19 protein-coding genes are annotated in these 19,190 nt (G+C 45.2%); 12 read left to right on the top strand and 7 right to left on the bottom strand.

Annotation, left to right across the window (positions count from 1 at the left end; genetic code table 11):
- Positions 1 to 1,782, top strand: coding sequence for a hypothetical protein (locus ABDV94_RS06390; RefSeq protein ID WP_343605759.1), 1,782 nt, complete (start codon positions 1 to 3; stop codon positions 1,780 to 1,782).
- Positions 1,783 to 1,856: 74 nt separating this feature from the next.
- On the opposite strand, the gene ABDV94_RS06385 is transcribed toward ABDV94_RS06390, so the two are convergent.
- From ABDV94_RS06385 to ABDV94_RS06365, 5 genes are all read right to left on the bottom strand, one after another.
- Positions 1,857 to 2,117, bottom strand: a complete 261-nt coding sequence (locus tag ABDV94_RS06385; protein WP_343605757.1) for a hypothetical protein — start codon at positions 2,115 to 2,117, stop codon at positions 1,857 to 1,859.
- 160 nt (positions 2,118 to 2,277) lie between these two features.
- The gene (locus tag ABDV94_RS06380; RefSeq protein WP_343605755.1) at positions 2,278 to 2,955 is read right to left on the bottom strand and encodes a response regulator transcription factor; all 678 of its coding nucleotides are present in this window, start codon (positions 2,953 to 2,955) and stop codon (positions 2,278 to 2,280) included.
- On the bottom strand, positions 2,952 to 3,701 hold the full coding sequence (locus tag ABDV94_RS06375; protein ID WP_343605754.1) for an ATP-binding protein: 750 nt from the start codon (positions 3,699 to 3,701) through the stop codon (positions 2,952 to 2,954). The genes ABDV94_RS06380 and ABDV94_RS06375 overlap by 4 nt, the downstream gene beginning before the upstream one ends.
- The gene (locus tag ABDV94_RS06370; protein WP_343605753.1) at positions 3,659 to 4,321 is read right to left on the bottom strand and encodes a hypothetical protein; all 663 of its coding nucleotides are present in this window, start codon (positions 4,319 to 4,321) and stop codon (positions 3,659 to 3,661) included. The genes ABDV94_RS06375 and ABDV94_RS06370 overlap by 43 nt, the downstream gene beginning before the upstream one ends.
- Complete coding sequence (locus ABDV94_RS06365) at positions 4,321 to 4,941, bottom strand: hypothetical protein (protein WP_343605751.1); 621 nt, start codon at positions 4,939 to 4,941, stop codon at positions 4,321 to 4,323. The genes ABDV94_RS06370 and ABDV94_RS06365 overlap by 1 nt, the downstream gene beginning before the upstream one ends.
- 428 nt (positions 4,942 to 5,369) lie before the next feature.
- On the opposite strand from ABDV94_RS06365, the gene ABDV94_RS06360 reads away from it, so the two are divergent.
- Genes ABDV94_RS06360 through ABDV94_RS06345 form a run of 4 tightly spaced genes read left to right on the top strand, consistent with a single transcriptional unit; the run spans position 5,370 to position 6,745 of the window.
- Positions 5,370 to 5,705 carry a metalloregulator ArsR/SmtB family transcription factor gene (locus tag ABDV94_RS06360; protein ID WP_343605749.1) on the top strand — a complete coding sequence of 112 codons (336 nt, stop codon included), beginning with the start codon at positions 5,370 to 5,372 and terminating at the stop codon, positions 5,703 to 5,705.
- Between the two features lie 15 nt (positions 5,706 to 5,720).
- Complete coding sequence (locus tag ABDV94_RS06355) at positions 5,721 to 6,194, top strand: DUF6428 family protein (protein WP_343605748.1); 474 nt, start codon at positions 5,721 to 5,723, stop codon at positions 6,192 to 6,194.
- A gap of 1 nt (position 6,195) precedes the next feature.
- On the top strand, positions 6,196 to 6,321 hold the full coding sequence (locus ABDV94_RS06350) for a hypothetical protein (protein WP_343605747.1): 126 nt from the start codon (positions 6,196 to 6,198) through the stop codon (positions 6,319 to 6,321).
- A 10-nt stretch (positions 6,322 to 6,331) separates the two neighbouring features.
- Positions 6,332 to 6,745, top strand: coding sequence for an arsenate reductase ArsC (locus ABDV94_RS06345; protein WP_343605745.1), 414 nt, complete (start codon positions 6,332 to 6,334; stop codon positions 6,743 to 6,745).
- Here the strand turns inward: ABDV94_RS06345 and ABDV94_RS06340 are convergent.
- Positions 6,736 to 7,701 carry a helix-turn-helix domain-containing GNAT family N-acetyltransferase gene (locus ABDV94_RS06340; protein WP_343605743.1) on the bottom strand — a complete coding sequence of 322 codons (966 nt, stop codon included), beginning with the start codon at positions 7,699 to 7,701 and terminating at the stop codon, positions 6,736 to 6,738. The genes ABDV94_RS06345 and ABDV94_RS06340 overlap by 10 nt on opposite strands.
- A gap of 327 nt (positions 7,702 to 8,028) precedes the next feature.
- Here ABDV94_RS06340 and ABDV94_RS06335 point away from each other — a divergent pair, with 327 nt between their 5' ends.
- The 5 genes from ABDV94_RS06335 to ABDV94_RS06315 all read left to right on the top strand — a co-directional run bounded on the left by ABDV94_RS06335 (position 8,029) and on the right by ABDV94_RS06315 (position 14,707).
- Complete coding sequence (locus tag ABDV94_RS06335; RefSeq protein ID WP_343605741.1) at positions 8,029 to 9,126, top strand: histidine kinase; 1,098 nt, start codon at positions 8,029 to 8,031, stop codon at positions 9,124 to 9,126.
- Positions 9,123 to 9,845, top strand: coding sequence for a LytTR family DNA-binding domain-containing protein (locus tag ABDV94_RS06330; RefSeq protein WP_343605739.1), 723 nt, complete (start codon positions 9,123 to 9,125; stop codon positions 9,843 to 9,845). The genes ABDV94_RS06335 and ABDV94_RS06330 overlap by 4 nt, the downstream gene beginning before the upstream one ends.
- A gap of 132 nt (positions 9,846 to 9,977) precedes the next feature.
- Positions 9,978 to 12,983, top strand: coding sequence for a TonB-dependent receptor (locus tag ABDV94_RS06325; RefSeq protein ID WP_343605737.1), 3,006 nt, complete (start codon positions 9,978 to 9,980; stop codon positions 12,981 to 12,983).
- Positions 12,984 to 13,793: a DUF4249 family protein gene (locus tag ABDV94_RS06320; protein WP_343605735.1), complete on the top strand. Its 810-nt coding sequence runs from the start codon at positions 12,984 to 12,986 to the stop codon at positions 13,791 to 13,793. It begins immediately after the preceding gene.
- A gap of 290 nt (positions 13,794 to 14,083) precedes the next feature.
- Positions 14,084 to 14,707: a hypothetical protein gene (locus ABDV94_RS06315; RefSeq protein ID WP_343605734.1), complete on the top strand. Its 624-nt coding sequence runs from the start codon at positions 14,084 to 14,086 to the stop codon at positions 14,705 to 14,707.
- A 57-nt stretch (positions 14,708 to 14,764) separates the two neighbouring features.
- On the opposite strand, the gene ABDV94_RS06310 is transcribed toward ABDV94_RS06315, so the two are convergent.
- Positions 14,765 to 15,925 (bottom strand): hypothetical protein, encoded by a 1,161-nt coding sequence (locus ABDV94_RS06310; protein WP_343605733.1) that lies wholly within the window; start codon positions 15,923 to 15,925, stop codon positions 14,765 to 14,767.
- Positions 15,926 to 16,052: 127 nt separating this feature from the next.
- Between ABDV94_RS06310 and ABDV94_RS06305 the strand changes: the two genes are divergently transcribed.
- Together ABDV94_RS06305 and ABDV94_RS06300 are read left to right on the top strand one after the other, a co-directional pair.
- Positions 16,053 to 16,616: an AraC family transcriptional regulator gene (locus ABDV94_RS06305; RefSeq protein ID WP_343605732.1), complete on the top strand. Its 564-nt coding sequence runs from the start codon at positions 16,053 to 16,055 to the stop codon at positions 16,614 to 16,616.
- A gap of 86 nt (positions 16,617 to 16,702) precedes the next feature.
- Positions 16,703 to 19,129, top strand: coding sequence for a heavy metal translocating P-type ATPase (locus ABDV94_RS06300; RefSeq protein ID WP_343605731.1), 2,427 nt, complete (start codon positions 16,703 to 16,705; stop codon positions 19,127 to 19,129).
- Positions 19,130 to 19,190: the final 61 nt, after the last annotated feature.

The raw sequence follows: 19,190 nt of genomic DNA, 5'->3' as shown, positions 1-19,190 counted from the left end.
ATGATTAAAAGAGTAATCAATACCAGGTTTGGAATACAATTAACGGTTGTATTCCTGTTGCTTTTCCAGGTGGTAAGCGCCCAGCATTTTGAGTTTAGCTGGGCGGAAAAGATCCGGTATTCCAATCGGAAAAACGGATTTTTTTCGGAGTTTATCGAGACGAACAGCAGCTACATGTATGTTCTGAACAGCAATTATGCGCTCACGTCGATCAATCAATACAACAAAGTGAAATTGGTCGCGTACAGTAAGACAACGATGACGGAAGAAGCAGCCATTCCGCTCAAAGGATTTTCACAGAACAAAGGAACACGGAAGCAATACGAATCCCTGCGTTATTTCAAAACGGTGGTGCTGGAAGATAAGGTCATTGTATTCTGGACGAAACTCATCAACGCAGATTCGGTGAAAACCGAAGAACTATATGCCGAAACCTTTAAATCGGATCTTGAACGGGAATCCACGCTGAAAAAAGTCTGGACGATCACACAGCACTTTGATGTGCAGCAGTCGGAATTCGCCCTGCCGTCTTTTGTGATTTGTTCAAACCGGGAAACAGATCAGTTATTGATCGGCGCAGAATTGTATCGTGCGGGTGGAAACGTGACCTTCCGGTATGGTCAGGTGAGCGACAGGCTTGAAGTGTCCGGTGAGCAATCCCTGGAACTCCCGGTTAAATGCGGAGAAGTTCAGAATGGAGTCCTGGCTGATTATGCATTGGAACGTGACGGAAACCTGTATATCCGGTCAACCATTGTGCTTTCCAGGGATGAAATCCGTGCCTTGAATCCGGGGGAAGCAAAAGCGTATCCGGTGTTGACAATAGTAAACCCGGGCTCAGGAAAAAAGGCGTTTATTGAAATGCGGGGAGCGCAGAAAACCATTACCGATTTCAGCGTGCTTGTTACGGATAGCACTGCCCGTATTCTGGGCTTTTTCGGAGATTTGAGTAAAGATCCTTCGGGGATTGACAAACAGGGGATTTTCTATGCCGATTTGATAAGCGATTCCTTACACAATGCTTCCCTGAATTACGCCTATTTTGAAAAAACATCCCTGAATAAATTATTCCCGAAAAGTCGTGGTGGACGACGGAAAACCGATATTCCTTCCCTGGAAGAGCAGCTTCAGACACGTTTTGATATCGAATCCATTTTTTCGATGGAAGACGGAAGTGCGGTGCTATTTTTTACCCGTAAATACAATTATGCCGAGATCACGAGTAGAAGTGGAATGGACGGAAAAAACATCTACAAAACCGATTACTATTGCGAAAAAAACAATGTCTCAGCCATTCGCTTCACTGCCGACGGAAAAATTACCTGGACAGGAAACATCGAGCGGAGTAAAACCTATTCGGGTACCGATATACCGGATGTGCGCGTGATCTATAAGTTCAATAAGTTCTACGTGTTTTATGGAACGGATCCGAAAAAGAAAGGAAAGAAGCGGAAAGAAAGCGCCGATTTGAGAGACGTGCTGGAATACGTGACATTTGACCCGGTTTCCGGGAGACCGAAGAAATTCGACCTGGAAGTGAATCCTGAAAAAACGCCGAAGAACGAACGGAAATACGTTGATCCGAATTCACTCTTCCTTTCCGATGGGAGGTTGTACCACTACCAACTGGCTGTGAAACTGAAACCGGAATGGTATGCGCTCAATATCCTGTGTTTTCCATCCATTTATTACTCTGTTTTGAGTGGAAATACCCGTTATGCTAAGGGAAAACTGGGGGTGATCTCCTTGCTGGAAGGGAAAGCAGATAAGAAAAAAAGATAAGGTCATTGGCGTGTGATTCAATAGAAACACCCCGAAAATAGTTCCGGGGTGTCGTTGTTTTGAATGGTAATCTGCTATTGAGGGATTCTTGTTGCTCCGGTCACTTTTCCAGTGGGATTGAATGTAACATTTGATCCTGCCAGGACATAGTAAGGTCCGTCGAAGTCTGCATGACTTTCAGAGACATACATCACGAATCCGCGGTTGTCAGTACGATTCCATGACTCTCTGCCGTTGGGATTAATTGTAAAGTAAGTTGTAGTACCATCATTTCCCCATTGATTGATAGAAACTTTGATAGGTTCTGCTGTGTTATTGTTTACAGTAATTGACATAATCTGTTGTTTTAAATAGTGATTTTCCTACTCTTTTGGCTTTTCGGAACCCGCCTTGATTGAAGCTTCTGAGACAAATTTATCCGATAGCTGCGGGTACAGAGAGCAGGAAATTACCTGGATTCGCAAAACAGGTGATTTCACGTGGATTGTCAAAAGACTACAAAACAGGTAGTTCGTCAATAGAAATAACCGACCGTTGGATGGCATAAATCACCAAACCAGCCAAATTCTTTTGTCCTGTTTTGATAAACAAGTTGTTCTTATGTCCTTCTACGGTTCGCGGTGTGATAAACAATTCCTCACCGATTTCCTTTGCTGTTTTTTGAAAACACAACAAACGAAGTACTTCCAGTTCGCGGAGCGTTAATGATTCTGCCGTTTCAATGACCGGAGCGGGAGATTTGGATGAAATCTGGCTGCGTAAGTGTTGAATTTGTTCGGGTTTGAAATAGTAGTTCTTCTGATCCACTTCCCGGATAATTGCTACCAGGTCTTTGGGCGAAATTCCTTTCGGAAGAAATGCGGAAACACCGAGTTTGACCATGAACCCGGTAAATGACGCCTGGTAATGAGAAGTCAGAACAATGATTTTGACATCGGGATATCGTTCGATCAGGGATTTCGCTACATCGATTCCGTCGTGCTCCTTCATCTTGAGATCAAGCAGAACCAGGTGAGGAATCAACCCGGAGGTTTCCAGCTTTTCGAATAATTCGGTTTTGCCGGAAGCTGTGAATGGAATGTGCATGTCGGGCTGAAGTTCGATGAAATCAGCCAGTAATTCAACGATCAGCTGATCGTCGTCCACGATGATAACGGGGAGTGATGCGTTCATAAGTTCGTAATTGGATAGCGTAAAAGGAAACGAACGCCTTCACCCGGTGAGGATTTCAGTTTGTAATGCGCCCGGATTTCCCGCGCTCTGAGTGAAAGGGTATTCATCCCGATTCCCTGGCTTATTTGTGAGGGCTCAAAACCTTTTCCGTTGTCTGAGAATTGAAGACAAATATTTGCGGGGGTAACGCGTAGCCTGATTCGTAGTTCAGATGCCCCGGAATGTTTGAGACTGTTGGTCATCAGTTCCTGGAGCATTCTCACGAAATGGGTTTTCCAGCGAACCGGTAATTCTGCCTTGAAACGGAGGTCTTGTTCAAAACGAATCTGAAACTGCTCTGCTGCCAGGGAACAGGTGTTTTCAATCAATTGAACAAGCTGAATCTGCTCCATCATCGGCGGACTCAAATCGTGCGAGATTCTCCGGGCGTCCGTAATGATGGTTGCCAGCAGGTCGGTAATTTCCCGCTTGTTTTCCGACAGTTCATTTTTGAGCTGGACAACGATTAGTTTTCCGATGATATTGTCGTGTAGGTCTGCTCCGAAACGAACGCGTTCTTTTTCCTGGATGTCCAGGAGTTGCTGCCGGAAATGGATTTCCGCGCGGATTTTCCCGAGTTCCGTTTCAATCGTTTGTTTGTATTTCAGGCGGAACAGCCGGACAATCAAAAATGCAAGTACAAAAATAAACGTACAGACAATCCCTATCCAAAAGGCAATTGTCTCCGGGTTTTGCCATTTCTGCATAGTTCAATAGTGATATAAATGTAAAGACCAACGGTAACGAGCAGGTGAACCAGCCACAGGTAAAGCTGTGCAGAAGTGTTTTGTTCGATCAGGAAATTAATCGGGATGAAAAACACAATGTAGAACGAAAAACAGATGAGCAGCACACTGTTCAACCGGAAGAAATACCCCATCGTGTGCGAAGGATGTTGCAATTCGTCAAAGAAATACCCGACAGCCATTGCCATGATACAAACGGTGTCGACTACTTTGGCGTATGATTGAAAACCGCTGGCATTCCGGAAATCGGTCGTAAACAATTCCCACAAAATATAACCGATTCCTACCGGGACAATCACTAAAAGAACCGGGTGTTTTTTGTTGGAATACCATTGCCGGTAGAGTACATAAAACAACAACAACTCAAACAGGCTGAACAGAACCAACAGAATCAGGTTGGGTTGTTTCATCCAGACAGGAAGCCGTGTCAAGACATCAAATGTGAGACACAGCACCAGGTAAAAAAACAAGATGCGATGCGCCTGGTTCAGTGTTCGGAATTTGTAAATACCCAGGCAGATTCCCACCAGCAGCGCCAGCGGAGAAAGAATCGTTAAACGGTCTACAAGTGTATAAAGCATCAGGTTGTCATGACTTTTTCTGATCGTGCTACCTGGTTTAACAGGTGTTGATAGGGATTAAACGGTGGAATCAACCGAACCGTGTCGTAATAGATATACAGATTATGAATTGCCTGGTCATCGTCTTTGTACAAAACGAGGTCAAATTCATTGGAATCTTTTAGCGCAAAGTAGGCCGTAAACCGATTGATTCCACTGGAAAAATTTGTCTTCGGAATAAAAATAGCCTGGAAAATGCTTGTTTGTCTGACCATCCAGTCTCTGCCGTTTTTTTTCCAGTTTTCAATCCTTCTGACAGCAATTTCGGGATCGATGGGACTTTTCAGATCCGGAAGTTCCGTTTCTGCAATCGCTTTATGAATGTCTGCACCTTCTATCCAGCCTTCCTTATCATAAGTATCGGGAAGAATGTACAATGCAAATTTCAGCACGTTATAGTCGTCCCGTACGATTCCGAAATAAACATGATGATCCTGTACTTCCTGATCGCAGGTGCATTCGAATTGAAATCCTGCGTATTTGGGAAAGTGTTCGTTGAATGCGTCCCGGCTTCCCTGGAACGTTGCATACCACAATTGAAGTGATTCGATAATTGGCCCGGTTTTGTGAAATGGCTCCATGGTACTTTGTGAATAGTTGTTCACTCAAATATATCATTTTTAGTCGTAGATACTTTTCGCAACACCCGAAAAAAGCCGCTGAATCCGGTTAATATTCCTTTTTCTCATCGTCTTCCAGGATTTTCAGGCATTCCAGTGCTGCGGTTTGGTAGTCTTCCGGTCTGAAGCGCTTTGGGCACTATGGCAGATTAGACAGAACCGGTAGAAAGCTCTTTTTGCCATGATTTGGGGAAGTAGTTCTTCTCTTCTCTTCTCTTTGGAGGAACGGTCGATCTGTTTCCGGCAATTGGAGTGAAGGGGGCACTGAAATTGAAGGTTTCAGCTTGCTTCCAATATGAATAAATCTGCTATAGGAAACTGTTTTTTTACTGATTTTGTACCTTGATATTTAAATTAATCGTAATATTGCAATATTGCAATATAGTAATATGGGAACGACGAAAATAAGTTTGTATACGGCAGAACAAATTGAGATGTCTTCTTTGCTGAAAGCAATTGCACATCCGGCGCGCATTGCCATCCTGGAATACCTCATAAAAGTTGATGCGTGCATTTGCGGCGACATTGTCAATGAATTACCACTTGCCCAGCCAACGGTTTCACAGCATTTGAAAGAGATGAAAAATGCGGGAATCATCAAAGGAAATGTGGAAGGAACAGCAATTTGTTACTGTGTGGATAAAGTCGTAGTTGCCCGGATTCAATCCTATTTTTCAGCAATCTCACTCAAACTGGATCGAAAAACCGACGATTCGTGTTGTTAATTCAAATTCAAGTATATGAAACTGTCAGAAATCAAAGCCATTTTACCGAGCCTCGAAAACGTTGCATTTCAAACTCCGGACGGTTCTTTTGTCCCGGAACACTTTCACGTGACGGAAGTGGGGAACAGTCAAAAACACTTCATTGATTGCGGAGGCACGATCCGAAAGGAAACGGTCGTTAATTTTCAATTGTGGAATGCCGACGATTACGAGCACCGCTTAAAGCCCGCAAAATTGTTGAACATTATCCGGCTTTCCGAAGAAAAACTGGGAATTGAAGACCACGAAATCGAAGTTGAATACCAAACGGAAACAATTGGGAAATACGATTTGGATTTCAACGGAAAACACTTTGTGCTTGTACCTAAAACAACTGCTTGTCTGGCGAATGAAGCATGTGGTATTCCGGTTGAAAAAACGAAGATTCAATTATCCGAATTGCCTGGAAGTGAAAATGCCAGTTGTACTCCGGGCGGAACGTGCTGCTAAGATGAAAACGGTCGTATTCAAATACAAAAAAGTCATCATCATTACCACGTGTGTTGTCGTGTTGCAGCTGCTGTTCGGGTTCGATCCGAAATTCTGCATCATCAACCTGGTTTGGTTATTTGTATAAATTGGAAGAGATGAAAAACGTACTGGTTTTATGTACCGGAAACAGCTGCCGAAGCCAGATGGCACAGGGGTATTTACAACATTTTGCGGGAGACCGGGCAAAAGTCTACAGTGCGGGAGTCGAAGTCCACGGAGTAAATCCGTTGGCGGTTGAATGCATGAAAGCAGACGGGATCGATATTTCGCATCATACTTCCAATCACGTAGATGAATATGCTGCGGTATGGTTTGATTTCGTGATCACCGTTTGTGATCATGCCAAAGAGCAATGTCCTTACTTTCCAACGAACGCCCGAACCTTTCACCACAATTTTCCCGATCCCGCGAAAGCTGCCGGAACCCCGGAAGAAGTGCAACGCGAATTTGTGCGGGTTCGGGAAATGATTAAAGCATATTCGGCGCAATTTGTCAACGATCAGTTGTGATCCCGTAGCTTTAATTCCATCTGGATATTACATCGTTTGTACGGTGTGGCGTGTCCGGCTACTTTTTGGAATCCGAGTTTGTGATACAGGTTGATAGCCGGTTTCAGGATCGTATTGCTTTCCAGGTAGATGTTGGACGCTCCCAGTTCTTTTGCGGCACGGATGATTTCCTGCCCGAGCAGCCAGCCGATGTTTTTCCCCTGTGCTTTGGGAGAAACGGCCATTTTCGCCAGTTCGAAATCAAAATACGGATCGTTCATTTTCACCAGGGCGCAAACACCCAGCGGTTCGTCGCGGTAGAGTGCCACGAAAATTTTCCCGCCTTTGCTGAGAATGTATTCCTCCGGGTTGTCAAGTGCTTTGTAATATGCTTCTTCCATCTCGAAATACGTGGAAATCCATTCTTCGTTGAGTGCTTTGAAATCGTTACGGTATTGGGAAGAGTAGGGTACAATGACCACGTGCTTGCTTTCGCGCAGTTTCTTTTGTTCTTCAACCCGTTTGAGCAGGGATTTCTGTTCCAGCAAAAATTCCCATTCGGCAAGTGCTTCCCATAAGTTGTACGTTGCTTCGCCGATAATTCCCTCAATTGCCTGATCAATATCTGCACACTGTTCCCCGATCATTTTTACGGCGAGTTCACTTCCTTTTTCAGACAATCCGACTACGTTTCTGCGTTTGTCTGTGGAGCTCAGGTTGTCGTTTACCAGGCCTGCTGCAGTCATTTCTTTGATGATCTTGGTCACAGAAGGTTGGGAATGACCGATTTCATTGGCGATTTCAGTAATGGTTTTGGCGCCGTCTTCAGACAAGACGAAAAACACGGGAAACCACTTTGGTGAAAACTCCACCTGGTACAATTCATAAATTTTAGAAGCTTCGTCCGTGATGTTCAAAGCCATAAAACGTAGCCTGCTTCCCAAAGCCATTTTCCCTGTTCGATCAAAAATATTCATGAGACTATAATTGATTACATAATTAGTTATGTAAATATCAGAAAAATAAATGTACACTGCCAAAAAGAACCAAAAAAATGTACGGAGTTGATCTTTTGGAATGGATATACTTTAGAAATTTGTCATAAACTTCGGTGTGAGCTGCCCAAGTACAATTGGGCAATTATGGGATCTGTGATGCGCCTAAAAATTCGTGAATTCGTGGCTTTTCCTATTTTATCGTTCAATAAATAAAACCATAGGAAAGAATCGACTGTTCATCGGTGAAAAAAAAGCAATCTTCGATTTCCTGCCGCGCGTTTGGCTTTTAAGTGCAACATTTGCCGGATGTGGCTGAATCCCAGAAGTAAATCCATCCGGACAGGAATTCATATCCTGGTCTGGTTTCTGTTGTTTTTTCTTCCGTACATGATGTTTCCCCGCATCGGGAACGAATTCCGGCCGGGAGGTCTCACGCACCTGGTTCCGATCATATGCTACGCGATCATTTTTTACAGCAATTACGTCGTTCTCACCGATAAACTCTTGTTTGAACGGCGCTTTGTGTGGTATTGCCTGATCAATGTGGTACTGATGCTTGTTTTTCTCTGGATTAACTGGCTGCTGCACGACTGGCTGCGTCCCAAAATGCCCGAAATGGGAAATCCGCAACGCATGTTTCCCGGCAAGCGCCCCGATTCGGTCAATTTTTTTGTATTGAAAGACCTCTTTTCCTTGTTTATCCCCATCATTTTTGCGATTGCACTCCGGGCGATGGAACGCTGGATTCGAACGGAGGCGGAGAAAACGGAAATTGAGAATAAAAACCTGGAATCGGAGCTGGAACACCTGCGCTACCAGTTACAGCCTCATTTTTTCTTCAATTCACTGAACAATATTTACTCACTGATTGAAATTTCTCCGGAGAAGGCGCAGGACACCGTTTTGGGATTGAGTAAGCTGATGCGCTATCTTTTGTATGAAACGAACCACAAGCAAGTGGATCTGGCACACGAAATTTCGTTTTTGACCAATTACATCAAGTTGATGGAAATTCGTCAGTCGGATAAAACGACCACGACCTTTTCGTTTCCGGAAGTAGAAGAGAAGAAGTATTTCATTGCGCCGCTCCTGTTTATCCCGATGATTGAAAATGCGTATAAACACGGAGTGTCGGCCACGCGTCCTTCCCGGATTTATTTCGGACTGGATCTCAAAGACGACCACCTCGTATTCTTTAGCGGAAACACGAACTTCCCGAAAAACGAATCGGATATCAGCGGTTCCGGAATCGGGCTGGACAATTTGCGCAAAAGATTGGAGTTAGTATACCCGGGACATCATGAACTCACGATTATGACCGAACAAAAACCAAACGATCCGTCAGGTATGGAAAGTCCGGACAACGGTTTGTTTTGGGTTCGTTTACGCATTGACCTCGAATGAAGATGAAGATCACTTGCCTCATAATTGACGATGAGCCGCTGGCACAGGAACTGATCGGAAGGTATGTTCAGAACACGCCGTTCCTGGAATGCGTGGGAGTTTACAGTAGTGCGATTGAAGCCCTGTCGTTTATGGACACCGGAAAGGTCGACCTGCTCTTTTTGGACATCCAGATGCCTGAATTGTCGGGATTGGAATTCTCGAAGAACGTTCCGAAAGAAACGCGCATCATTTTCACGACCGCATTCGACCAATATGCGCTGGAAGGCTATAAAGTGAATGCGTTGGATTACTTGCTCAAACCGTTTGGTTACAATGAATTCTATGCGGCAGCGCTGAGAGCCAAAGCGTGGTTTGAAGAACAGGCCGATACCGGTTCGAACAGCAGTGACGGCTTCATTTTCGTCAAATCGGAATACAAGCAGTTACGAATCGATTTGAAAGACATTCTCTATTTCGAAGGGCTGAAGGATTACATTAAAATTTGGATCAAAGACCAGCCGAAACCCGTTTTGACCTTGTTGAGCCTGAAAGTGCTGGAATCCGAACTGGATCCACGACAATTTATGCGGGTGCACCGTTCCTTTACCGTGTCGCTGGAAAATATCCGGGTGATCGAGCGCGGTTCGATCCTGATGAGCAACGGAGTATACATTACGATTGCGGATCAATACAAGGGAAAACTCCAGGAATTCATCAGCGGAAAGTCGGTGGTTTGATCTTTTTCCCGGAATCCGGGCGATATTTTCAGCCAGTTCTTCGGGATATTCGGGTTCAACATCTATTCTTCCTCACTTAACTTGCTGCCTGCGTTTACTTTTGAAACCTATCGAAATAACGCTCATTTGGCAATGCAGGGACATCTCATCAAACATTTCTTACTGGTTTCAATTCTCACTTCGGTATCGCTGTCTTTGTTCGCGCAACGGCAGTATACGTTTAATGCAGAAGGAAACCGGTGCTATTTCAACTACGTTTGTTATGCACCGAATAGCAACTACTCGAATGTGAGACGTCCGTTCGTTTTTGTACTGGCAGACGAATACGAAGATCCGATGGACGTTTTTAAGGCCGACAAAATCAAAGACCAGCCCCAGTTTTATAACTATTTGTTTATCTATGTTCCGAACAAGTACGGCAGCAACACCGACAAACTGGAATGCCTGGAATCGCTCACGAGCTTGATTACCTTCGGTTATGCCTACGGTCATACGAATGTATTTCTGCGGGTATTGGATCCGGTGATCAAGCAAACCGATATCGACCTCACCGGGCTGAACAAAACCTATAAAAGCGTCCAGCTGTTTGAAGGAACGAATAAGACACTGGCACAAGACGATCAAATCGCGGAAGATTTCAAGGAGGACACGGAAGCCTACGGAGCAATCAAAGTGGACGACCGGGATCAATACGGAACATTCTACGTGGAAGACGAAAAGAATGAAGCGGTTGTATCGAATCAAAAAGCTGTTAAGACCTATTTCGGGCCACCGAATGAGTATGATTTCACGCTGACGGGAATTGTCAAAGACCGTTCTACCGGTGAAGCACTTCCTTTTTCAACGATCCAGATTAAAGGCACACAGAAAGGTGGTTCATCGAATGCAGACGGATATTACACCATTCAGCAGGTTCCTTCAGATACCGTTACGCTGATTGTCAGCTATGTGGGATTTGAAAAAACAGAAGTGTTCCTCTCACCGGCAATCAACAAAAAACACTTTGTAATCGAGTTGGTTCCGACCACCCAGGAATTGCAGACAGTTACTATTACGGGAATCCGCCAGGATGTGGTGTTGTCGAAACGGGAAGATGTGAGTGTGATCAAAATGACGCCGAAAAAACTGGAACAGCTTCCCAATCTCGGTGAACGCGACGTGATGCGTTCTTTCCAGCTGATGCCGGGAGTCAGTGCTTCGAATGAATCTTCTTCCGGGTTGTATGTCCGCGGAGGAACGCCGGATCAGAACCTCGTGCTCTACGACGGATTTACGGTGTACCACGTAGACCACCTCTACGGATTTTTCAGCGCGTTCAATTCGAATGCCTTGAAAGACGTGCAGTTGTACAAAGGCGGATTCGAATCGCGTTTTGGGGGAAGATTGTCGAGTGTGACAGAAATCACCGGGAAAGAAGGAAACCAGAAAAAGTTCAACATGGGCGGCGATTTCAGCTTGCTGAGTATGAACGTGTTTGCGGAAATTCCGGTCGGGAAGAAATTCTCGTCGGTGATTGCATTCCGCCGTTCTTACAAAGGACCGATTTACGACAAGATTTTCGAAAAATTCAATACCAGTTCCAGCACCACAACAGAGCAGACCGGCGGAGGAGGAGGTTTCGGCGGGAATCGCTCCCAGCAAACAAAAGTGACTTCCTTCTTTTATGATTTGAACGGGAAATTTACTTACAAACCGACCACCAAAGACATTATTTCCTTCAGCATTTTCAACGGAACCGATAAATTGGACAACAGTTCGTCTTTTGCATCTCCTTCATTCGGGAACAGCAATTCCAACTTCAGCATGAGTTCTACCGACCTGACCAAATACGGGAATATCGGAAGCAGTTTGAAATGGTCGCGAAAATGGAGCGATAAACTCTATGGGAATACCATTTTGAGTTACTCCAATTATTACAGCGACAGGGATAAATCCCAGACGCGCACCGTCACCAATTCAGACGATGAAACAACAACCTCCAGCAGCGGAATTTTTGAGAATAACGACCTGAAGGATTACAGTTTCAAATCGGATTATGAATGGAATCCGAGCGATTTCAGCCAGCTGCAGTTTGGGGTATTTGCAACCTATTTTGATATCGATTACACCTATGCGCAAAACGATACGACGACCGTGTTGGATAAACACAACCGTGCATCTTTGAGCGGAGCTTATGTGCAGAATAAATTCAAATTCCTCCGGGATCGGATTCAGTTTGTACCCGGAATCCGAGCAAGCTACTTCGAAACGACGAACAAGTTTTATTTCGAACCGCGGGCAAGTGTTACGGTGAACCTCACGGATAAACTGACGCTCAAAGGTGCAACCGGGAAATACTACCAGTTTGCCAACCGGGTAACGCGTGAAGATATTCTCTCCGGGAGCAAAGATTTCTGGCTCTTGTCGGACGGAAACTCCATTCCGGTTAGTTCAGCTGTACATTACATCGCCGGATTATCCTATGAAACGCAGAATTACCTGTTCAGTACGGAAGGATATTACAAACAGATCAGCAATCTCACGGAATATTCACTTCGTTTCAATACGAGTCCGGGCGGTGTGAGCTACGATGAAAACTTCTTCACCGGGAACGGGTATTCCAAAGGAGTCGAATTCCTGGTTCAAAAGAAATCCGGGAAACTGAACGGATGGGTGAGCTACACGCTGGGTCAGGCGCGCAACAAATTTGCAGTCTATTCGGATGGGTATTTTCCGGCAAACCAGGATGTGACGCATGAATTTAAAGCGGTTCTGATGTACAAATACAAGCGCTGGGATTTTTCGGTGACCTGGATTTATGCCACAGGACGCCCGTATACCGCGCCTTCGGGAGCTTACACCGTGACTTTACTTGACGGATCGACCCAGGATTTCTTCACCGTAACAACTAAAAACGGACTGCGCCTGCCGGATTACCACCGCTGCGATATGGCAATCAATTACAAATTGCTGGGCGGGGTGAAAGGCGATAAAAAACGCCGGGAAATCGGTTATGTGGGCTTCTCCGTGTTTAATCTCTACAACCGCATCAATACCTGGTATAAACAGTATTCTATCGAAGACGGCCAGGTGATCGAAACCAATGTCAATTACCTCGGATTTACGCCGAATGTTACACTCTCATTAAAACTGCGATAAATGAAACGAATGCTCTTTGTTGTTTGTTCCTGCCTGGCGCTTTTGGCGCAGGTCGGTTGTAAAAAATCAGAAGTGTCTGAGTTTACCGACACACCCATCATCGAAGCGTACCTGGAGCCGGGCGATTACCTGACGGTGAAAATCAGCCGGCAGATTCCCTTTGCAGGAAATGCGCAGTATTCAAACGATGATATCGATAACCTGATGCTGACGGTGACCTACGATGGTGGTACGCATGTACTCACACCACTGGGTGATGGAACGTATATCGACAGCACGATCTCCGTCACAGCGGGAGGAAACTTCAGTATTTCCTTCCAGTTCAATTCGAAATTCGTTACGGCTTATACTTACATTCCTTCCAAACCGCAAAACATGACGCAGTCTGCCACGGAAATCGCTATTGAGAAAATGGACAGCACGTCGGGTCCGCCAACGCAAACCACTCAGCCCGATCCGATTGAGATTCACTGGACAAATTCCGATGGATCGTATTACCTGGTGTTGGTCGAAAACATTGAATCCGTTTTGGATCCGATCCGGGATTTTGGGGATAACGCTCCTCCGGGAAACCGCTTTCGGAAATCACCTACAAACCTCGGCGTAGAAGAAATTCGCTCATCGGATTTCCAGTATTACGGCACACACCGGATTATCCTGTACCACGTACTCCCGGATTATGCTTCATTGTATGAAAGTACCAGTACCAGTTCCCAGAACCTGACGAATCCTTCCACGAGTATTGTCAATGGTTACGGCATTTTCACCGGCTTGAATTCCGATACCTTGTATGTGGAGGTAACGCAATAAATGTGAAACGAAAAAGAATCAACTAAAACTGTTTCAGAGAGCAATCTTTTTTCAATGATAAGAGAGATGGAGGTTAATAAATTGAAAGTCGATTTGTTCCTGGATTAGTTGGAACCTGGCTCAGGCCGGTTCATAGAGAAAAGTGTCATGAAGGTGGCGCTTTTTTCGTATACTGTTTGATCTTAAAACCGGTTCTGATCGCGTAAGCAGGGGTTATCCCTGTTTCTGCTTTGTTTGGTTTTTCGGGGTTGAATTTGACGTAGTTTTACCCCGGACAAAAACCAATCATTATGAGCGACATCACATTGAATTTTATCAACCGTTCCAACGATACCAATAATAGCAGTGTCGTGATTTTTCAGAAAAATCAAGCTGCGGATTTCAACGAATTGGCTGTTGCCTGGACGGTCATTCAGAATTGCGGATTCGGAGACAATCATCCGTTTAAATACCCGTTGGGAATTACCGTAGGAGCATCCGATTCCTGGGGAAATTTCACTCCACAGCAACCTGCTGAACCGGGGATGGCTTTTGAAATGGTAAAAAGTAATTCCGGAGATGTGTTACAACTTTCCCGGGATAACGCAACTTCACCCCTGGAGTATGAAATTAAAAATGCATTGCCGCAGGGAGGGATGAATGCGCATTGTTACCGGGACAATCGTGTTTGTGCTTCAAAAACCGGGCTTGCACCCGGACAAAAAGCCGTTTTTTCATTTGAACCCCGGATTTGGATCGGAGTAGTTTCCCAGGTAGTGCAGGGAGATGTGCTCCATGCGGCAATTGTTTCAGATATCAATACCGAAATCAATTTACTGGGAATTTCCAGTGCAGATATCGTGATGACCGGCGGTGGATCGGGGCCCGATGCTTTACCGTTTCAGTTTACATTGGAAAATATCAACGCGATTTAAGAAATCAAAAAAGAGAAGGTTTTGTCCTTCTCTTTTTTGGTGCTTCTTTTTATCGGATCAGGTACACTGCATCACCTGGATTGCCTGCATACACGCTTCGCAAACGAAGCCGAAAACAACCTGGTCGCCGATGTAACCTGTCCATTGACTTGCCTGGTTTTGTCCCACATAGAACATCATTTTATGGCATTTAGGGCAATCCGGAACTTCCGGAGACTGCACCCAATTCGGTCTTCCGCCCAATGTAGCAATTCGTTTGTATTTATTTCTGGAAACGTCTTCCGGTCCGTAGAACAGGTTGGCCGGAACATGCTCATCCAGTGGTTCCGCAGATTCCGGGTCGCAATCCGCTTCCTCCGGATCAATATCGTACTTAAAAACGGGCCCGTCCGAGTAATGAACGTATGTGCCGAGGAATTTCCAGGGCTTTTGATACACCGTCTGAAAGACGTTCGATTCCAGCCAGGCATCACATGCTTCGCAATTGGATGAAAAGAAGTGATACGAACCGGTTTTTTCCAGAACGCTTCCTTTAAACGGAGCCACTTTCGTGAAATCGATATTCAGAAGAGCCGGAATCGGGTTGTTGCAGGTGGCAACTTTACCGCCCTCAAGGGCTGTTTCACTGACTTCCAGAAGTTTCAATCCGTCGGGAAGCGGTGTGTTTTCAGCATCATCCGGTGCTTTGAACAAGCTGTATGAATCCGCTAAAAATCGTCTTTCAAATGTTCCTTCTTGAGTAATGATCACATGCATGTCTGCAGCGGTTTGGATGATGCTGTCAGAATCTTTTGCCAGCTGTGCCAGTTGCTGCAGGGCATAATCCGTATTCGCTCCCAAAAGCAGTAAGATAACTTCGTCTTTGTAATCGTCAAATTGTGCAACCAATGAATCGATTTCGGCATCCGTAGCATCTTTTGCCAGCAGCCACCAGTTTTCGAGATCCGTTATGCCGAGTTCTTCCAGCTGGTCGATATCCGCGAGTAAACCCGCTCTGTAGAATGCCAGTAATGCAGGTTTGTGTTCAATGATTTCACGGAGGGTGTTTTCTTCTGCCATACCGCCCGGGTTTGTCAAAAGGTAATAAACCAGTGATTTTTGTTCCCCTTCGGTCAGGTCTCCAACCTGGAACCAACCGATTTCGTTGTCTTCAAGGGCGTATTTTTCCACATACCACGCTTCTCCTGAAGGGTTTGTGATTGTATTTTCTTCCGGCATATATTTGCTGTTTTAGTTGGTTTTCCTACGAAGATAAGCATCTCAGGAAATCAATTGATTGATTCAATCTGTTTTTTGATTGTAGCCGATCTCTTTTATTTTTGCTAAAAACAACCCCAAAAAGGATATGTCGACAATCTTTATCAAGAACATGGTTTGTAACCGCTGCATTCTGGTCGTTCAGAATGAATTGGATAAACTTGGGTTACCTGCAAAGCAAGTCAAACTGGGAGAAGTGGTATTGGAAAAAGAACCGACAGCAGTGGAAAAACAAAACCTGGAACAGGTGCTGGTTCCGCTGGGATTCGAAGTGATTGATGACAAGAAAGGCCGGGTTATTGAAAAAATCAAAAATGTCATTATTGAATTGGTACATCACCAGGACAACGAGAGCAAGAACAACCTGTCGGAAGTGCTGAGCGCGGAGTTGAATCACGACTACAACTACCTGTCGAACCTGTTTTCGGAAGTTGAAGGAACAACGATTGAAAAATACTTCATTGCCCAGAAAATCGAGCGGGTGAAGGAACTGCTGGTTTATGACGAACTTTCCCTGAGCGAAATCGCCTTTCAGCTGAATTACTCGAGTGTATCGTATCTGAGCAACCAATTCAAAAAAGTAACGGGATTAACTCCCAGTCATTTCAAACAGATCAAGGAAGACAAGCGAAAACCGCTGGATGAGGTGTAAATTTTACAAATCAATTCCATAATTCCGCAACACCAGACGCGGACTTTGTTGTCAACTTTGCAGTGTATCACAAATTCAGGCAGGTTATGGCAGCAAACAATCAAAAAGAATGGATTTACCTCCCTTTGGAGCATGTTGAAAGTGAACATTGCGCGCTGATTGTCGACAGGGGACTCGAAGCAGTTGCAGGAATTGAAAGCCACCGGGTAGAACTGAATAACGGGCGTGCAGCGATTACGATTCAAAACCCGGAAGTACTTCCGGAAGCTATAAAAGCCATTCGCGATCTCGGGTATGGAGTTACGACCGTTAAAAAGACTTTTCCCGTATTGGGAATGACCTGTGCATCCTGTGCAAGCAGTGCAGAAAGTATGGTACGGTATACGGAAGGCGTGGTGAGTTCATCGGTGAATTTTGCTACCGGTAACCTCACGGTGGAGTATCTGCCGAATCTCACGGATGCTACAGCACTTCAAAAAGCCATTCGCTCAATCGGGTATGATTTACTCATCGAAGACGAAACCTCACAGCAGGAAACCCTGGAAGCCATTCACGAAAAGAAATACCGGCAATTGAAAAAACGCACCATTTGGGCAGTTGCTTTGTCCTTGCCGGTTGTCATCATCGGGATGTTTTTGATGGACATGCCATATGCCGATCCGATCATGTGGGTTTTGTCTACCCCGGTCGTGGTGTGGCTGGGAAGGGATTTCTTTATCAATGCCTGGAAACAGGCCCGGCATCGTTCGGCGAATATGGATACGTTGGTGGCTCTGAGTACCGGAATTGCCTATTTATTCAGCGTTTTCAACCTCTTGTTTGCCGATTTCTGGCACCAAAGAGGATTGCATGCACACGTCTATTTCGAAGCATCGGCAGTAATTATTGCGTTTATTCTCCTGGGAAAACTGCTGGAGGAAAAAGCGAAAGGGAATACGTCTTCGGCCATTAAAAAACTGATGGGATTGCAGCCCAAAACGGTGGTGATTATCGGGGAAGATGGCACCGAAAAAGAAATAAGTATTGAAGAAGTGAGTGTCGGAGACAAGATTCAGGTAAAACCGGGCGAAAAAATAGCCGTCGACGGCATCCTGACTTCCGGATCATCTTATGTCGATGAAAGCATGTTGAGCGGAGAGCCTGTTCCTGTTCTGAAACAAGAAGGTGGTAAAGTGTTTGCCGGTACAATCAATCAAAAAGGAAGCTTCCGGTTCGAAGCCGTGAAAGTGGGAAAAGAAACGATGCTGGCGCAAATCGTACGCATGGTACAGGATGCCCAGGGAAGTAAAGCCCCGGTACAAAAACTGGTCGACAAAATTGCAGGAATTTTCGTTCCGGTTGTGATGGGAATCGCGCTTCTGACTTTTATCCTGTGGTTTTTCCTGGGAGGAGAAAACGGTATGGTTCAGGGATTACTGGCTGCAGTGACTGTGTTAGTAATTGCTTGTCCCTGTGCTTTGGGCCTGGCTACTCCAACCGCTATTATGGTGGGAGTGGGAAAAGGTGCCGAGAACGGAATCCTGATTAAAGATGCGGAAAGCCTCGAACTTGCCCAAAAAGTAAATGCGGTGGTGCTGGATAAAACCGGAACCATTACCGAAGGTCGCCCGGAGGTTACGGGACTCAACTGGCTGGACGGCCGGGAAGAAGCGAAACAAGTGCTTTTCAGTATGGAAAAACAATCCGAGCATCCACTTGCCGAAGCGGTGGTGAAATACCTGGAAGGAACGCAGCCGGTCGATTTGGAAATCTTTGAAAGCATTACCGGAAAAGGTGTTCGTGCGGTTTACAAGGACGAAAGTTATTGGATTGGAAACAAAAAACTGCTGGCTGAAAACAACATTACACCGGAAGACAAATTGCAGCAGCAAGCCGGAGAATGGGAGCAACAGGCGAAAACTGTTATTTGGTTCGCGGATAGTAAACGTGCACTTGCTGTACTTGCTATCTCAGATAAAATCAAAGAAACATCCGTTGAAGCAATCCGGCAGATCCGGGAAATGGGAATCGAGGTATACATGCTCACCGGTGACAATGAAGCATCCGCGAAGGCCATTGCACAGCAAACGGGAATCGGGCATTACCAGGCAGAAGTATTGCCCGGGCACAAAGCTGATTTTGTCAAAGAATTGCAGCAAAAAGGAAATGTTGTAGCCATGGTAGGCGACGGAATCAACGACAGTACCGCACTCGCAACTGCTGATGTGAGCATTGCGATGGGAAAAGGAAGTGACATCGCAATGGATGTGGCAAAAATGACCATTATCTCTTCCGACCTGACACGCATTCCGCAGGCAATCCAATTGTCCAAACAAACGGTGGCAACGATCAAGCAAAACTTGTTTTGGGCCTTCATTTATAACCTGATCGGGATTCCGGTTGCTGCCGGGATTTTATATCCGGTCAACGGATTCCTGTTAAACCCTATGATTGCAGGTGCGGCGATGGCTTTGAGTAGTGTGAGTGTGGTGAGCAACAGTTTGCGCCTGAAATGGAAAAAGCAAAAACAGTAAATCTCATAAATCAAACCGAAAATAGTATAACAAACCCGTGGACAAGGATTCCGAACTTTGT

Source organism: Fluviicola sp. (assembly GCF_039596355.1).
GTDB lineage: Bacteria > Bacteroidota > Bacteroidia > Flavobacteriales_D > Crocinitomicaceae > Fluviicola.
Note: the sequence above shows the minus strand (reverse complement) of the source record. Positions and strands in the feature narration are given on the sequence as shown.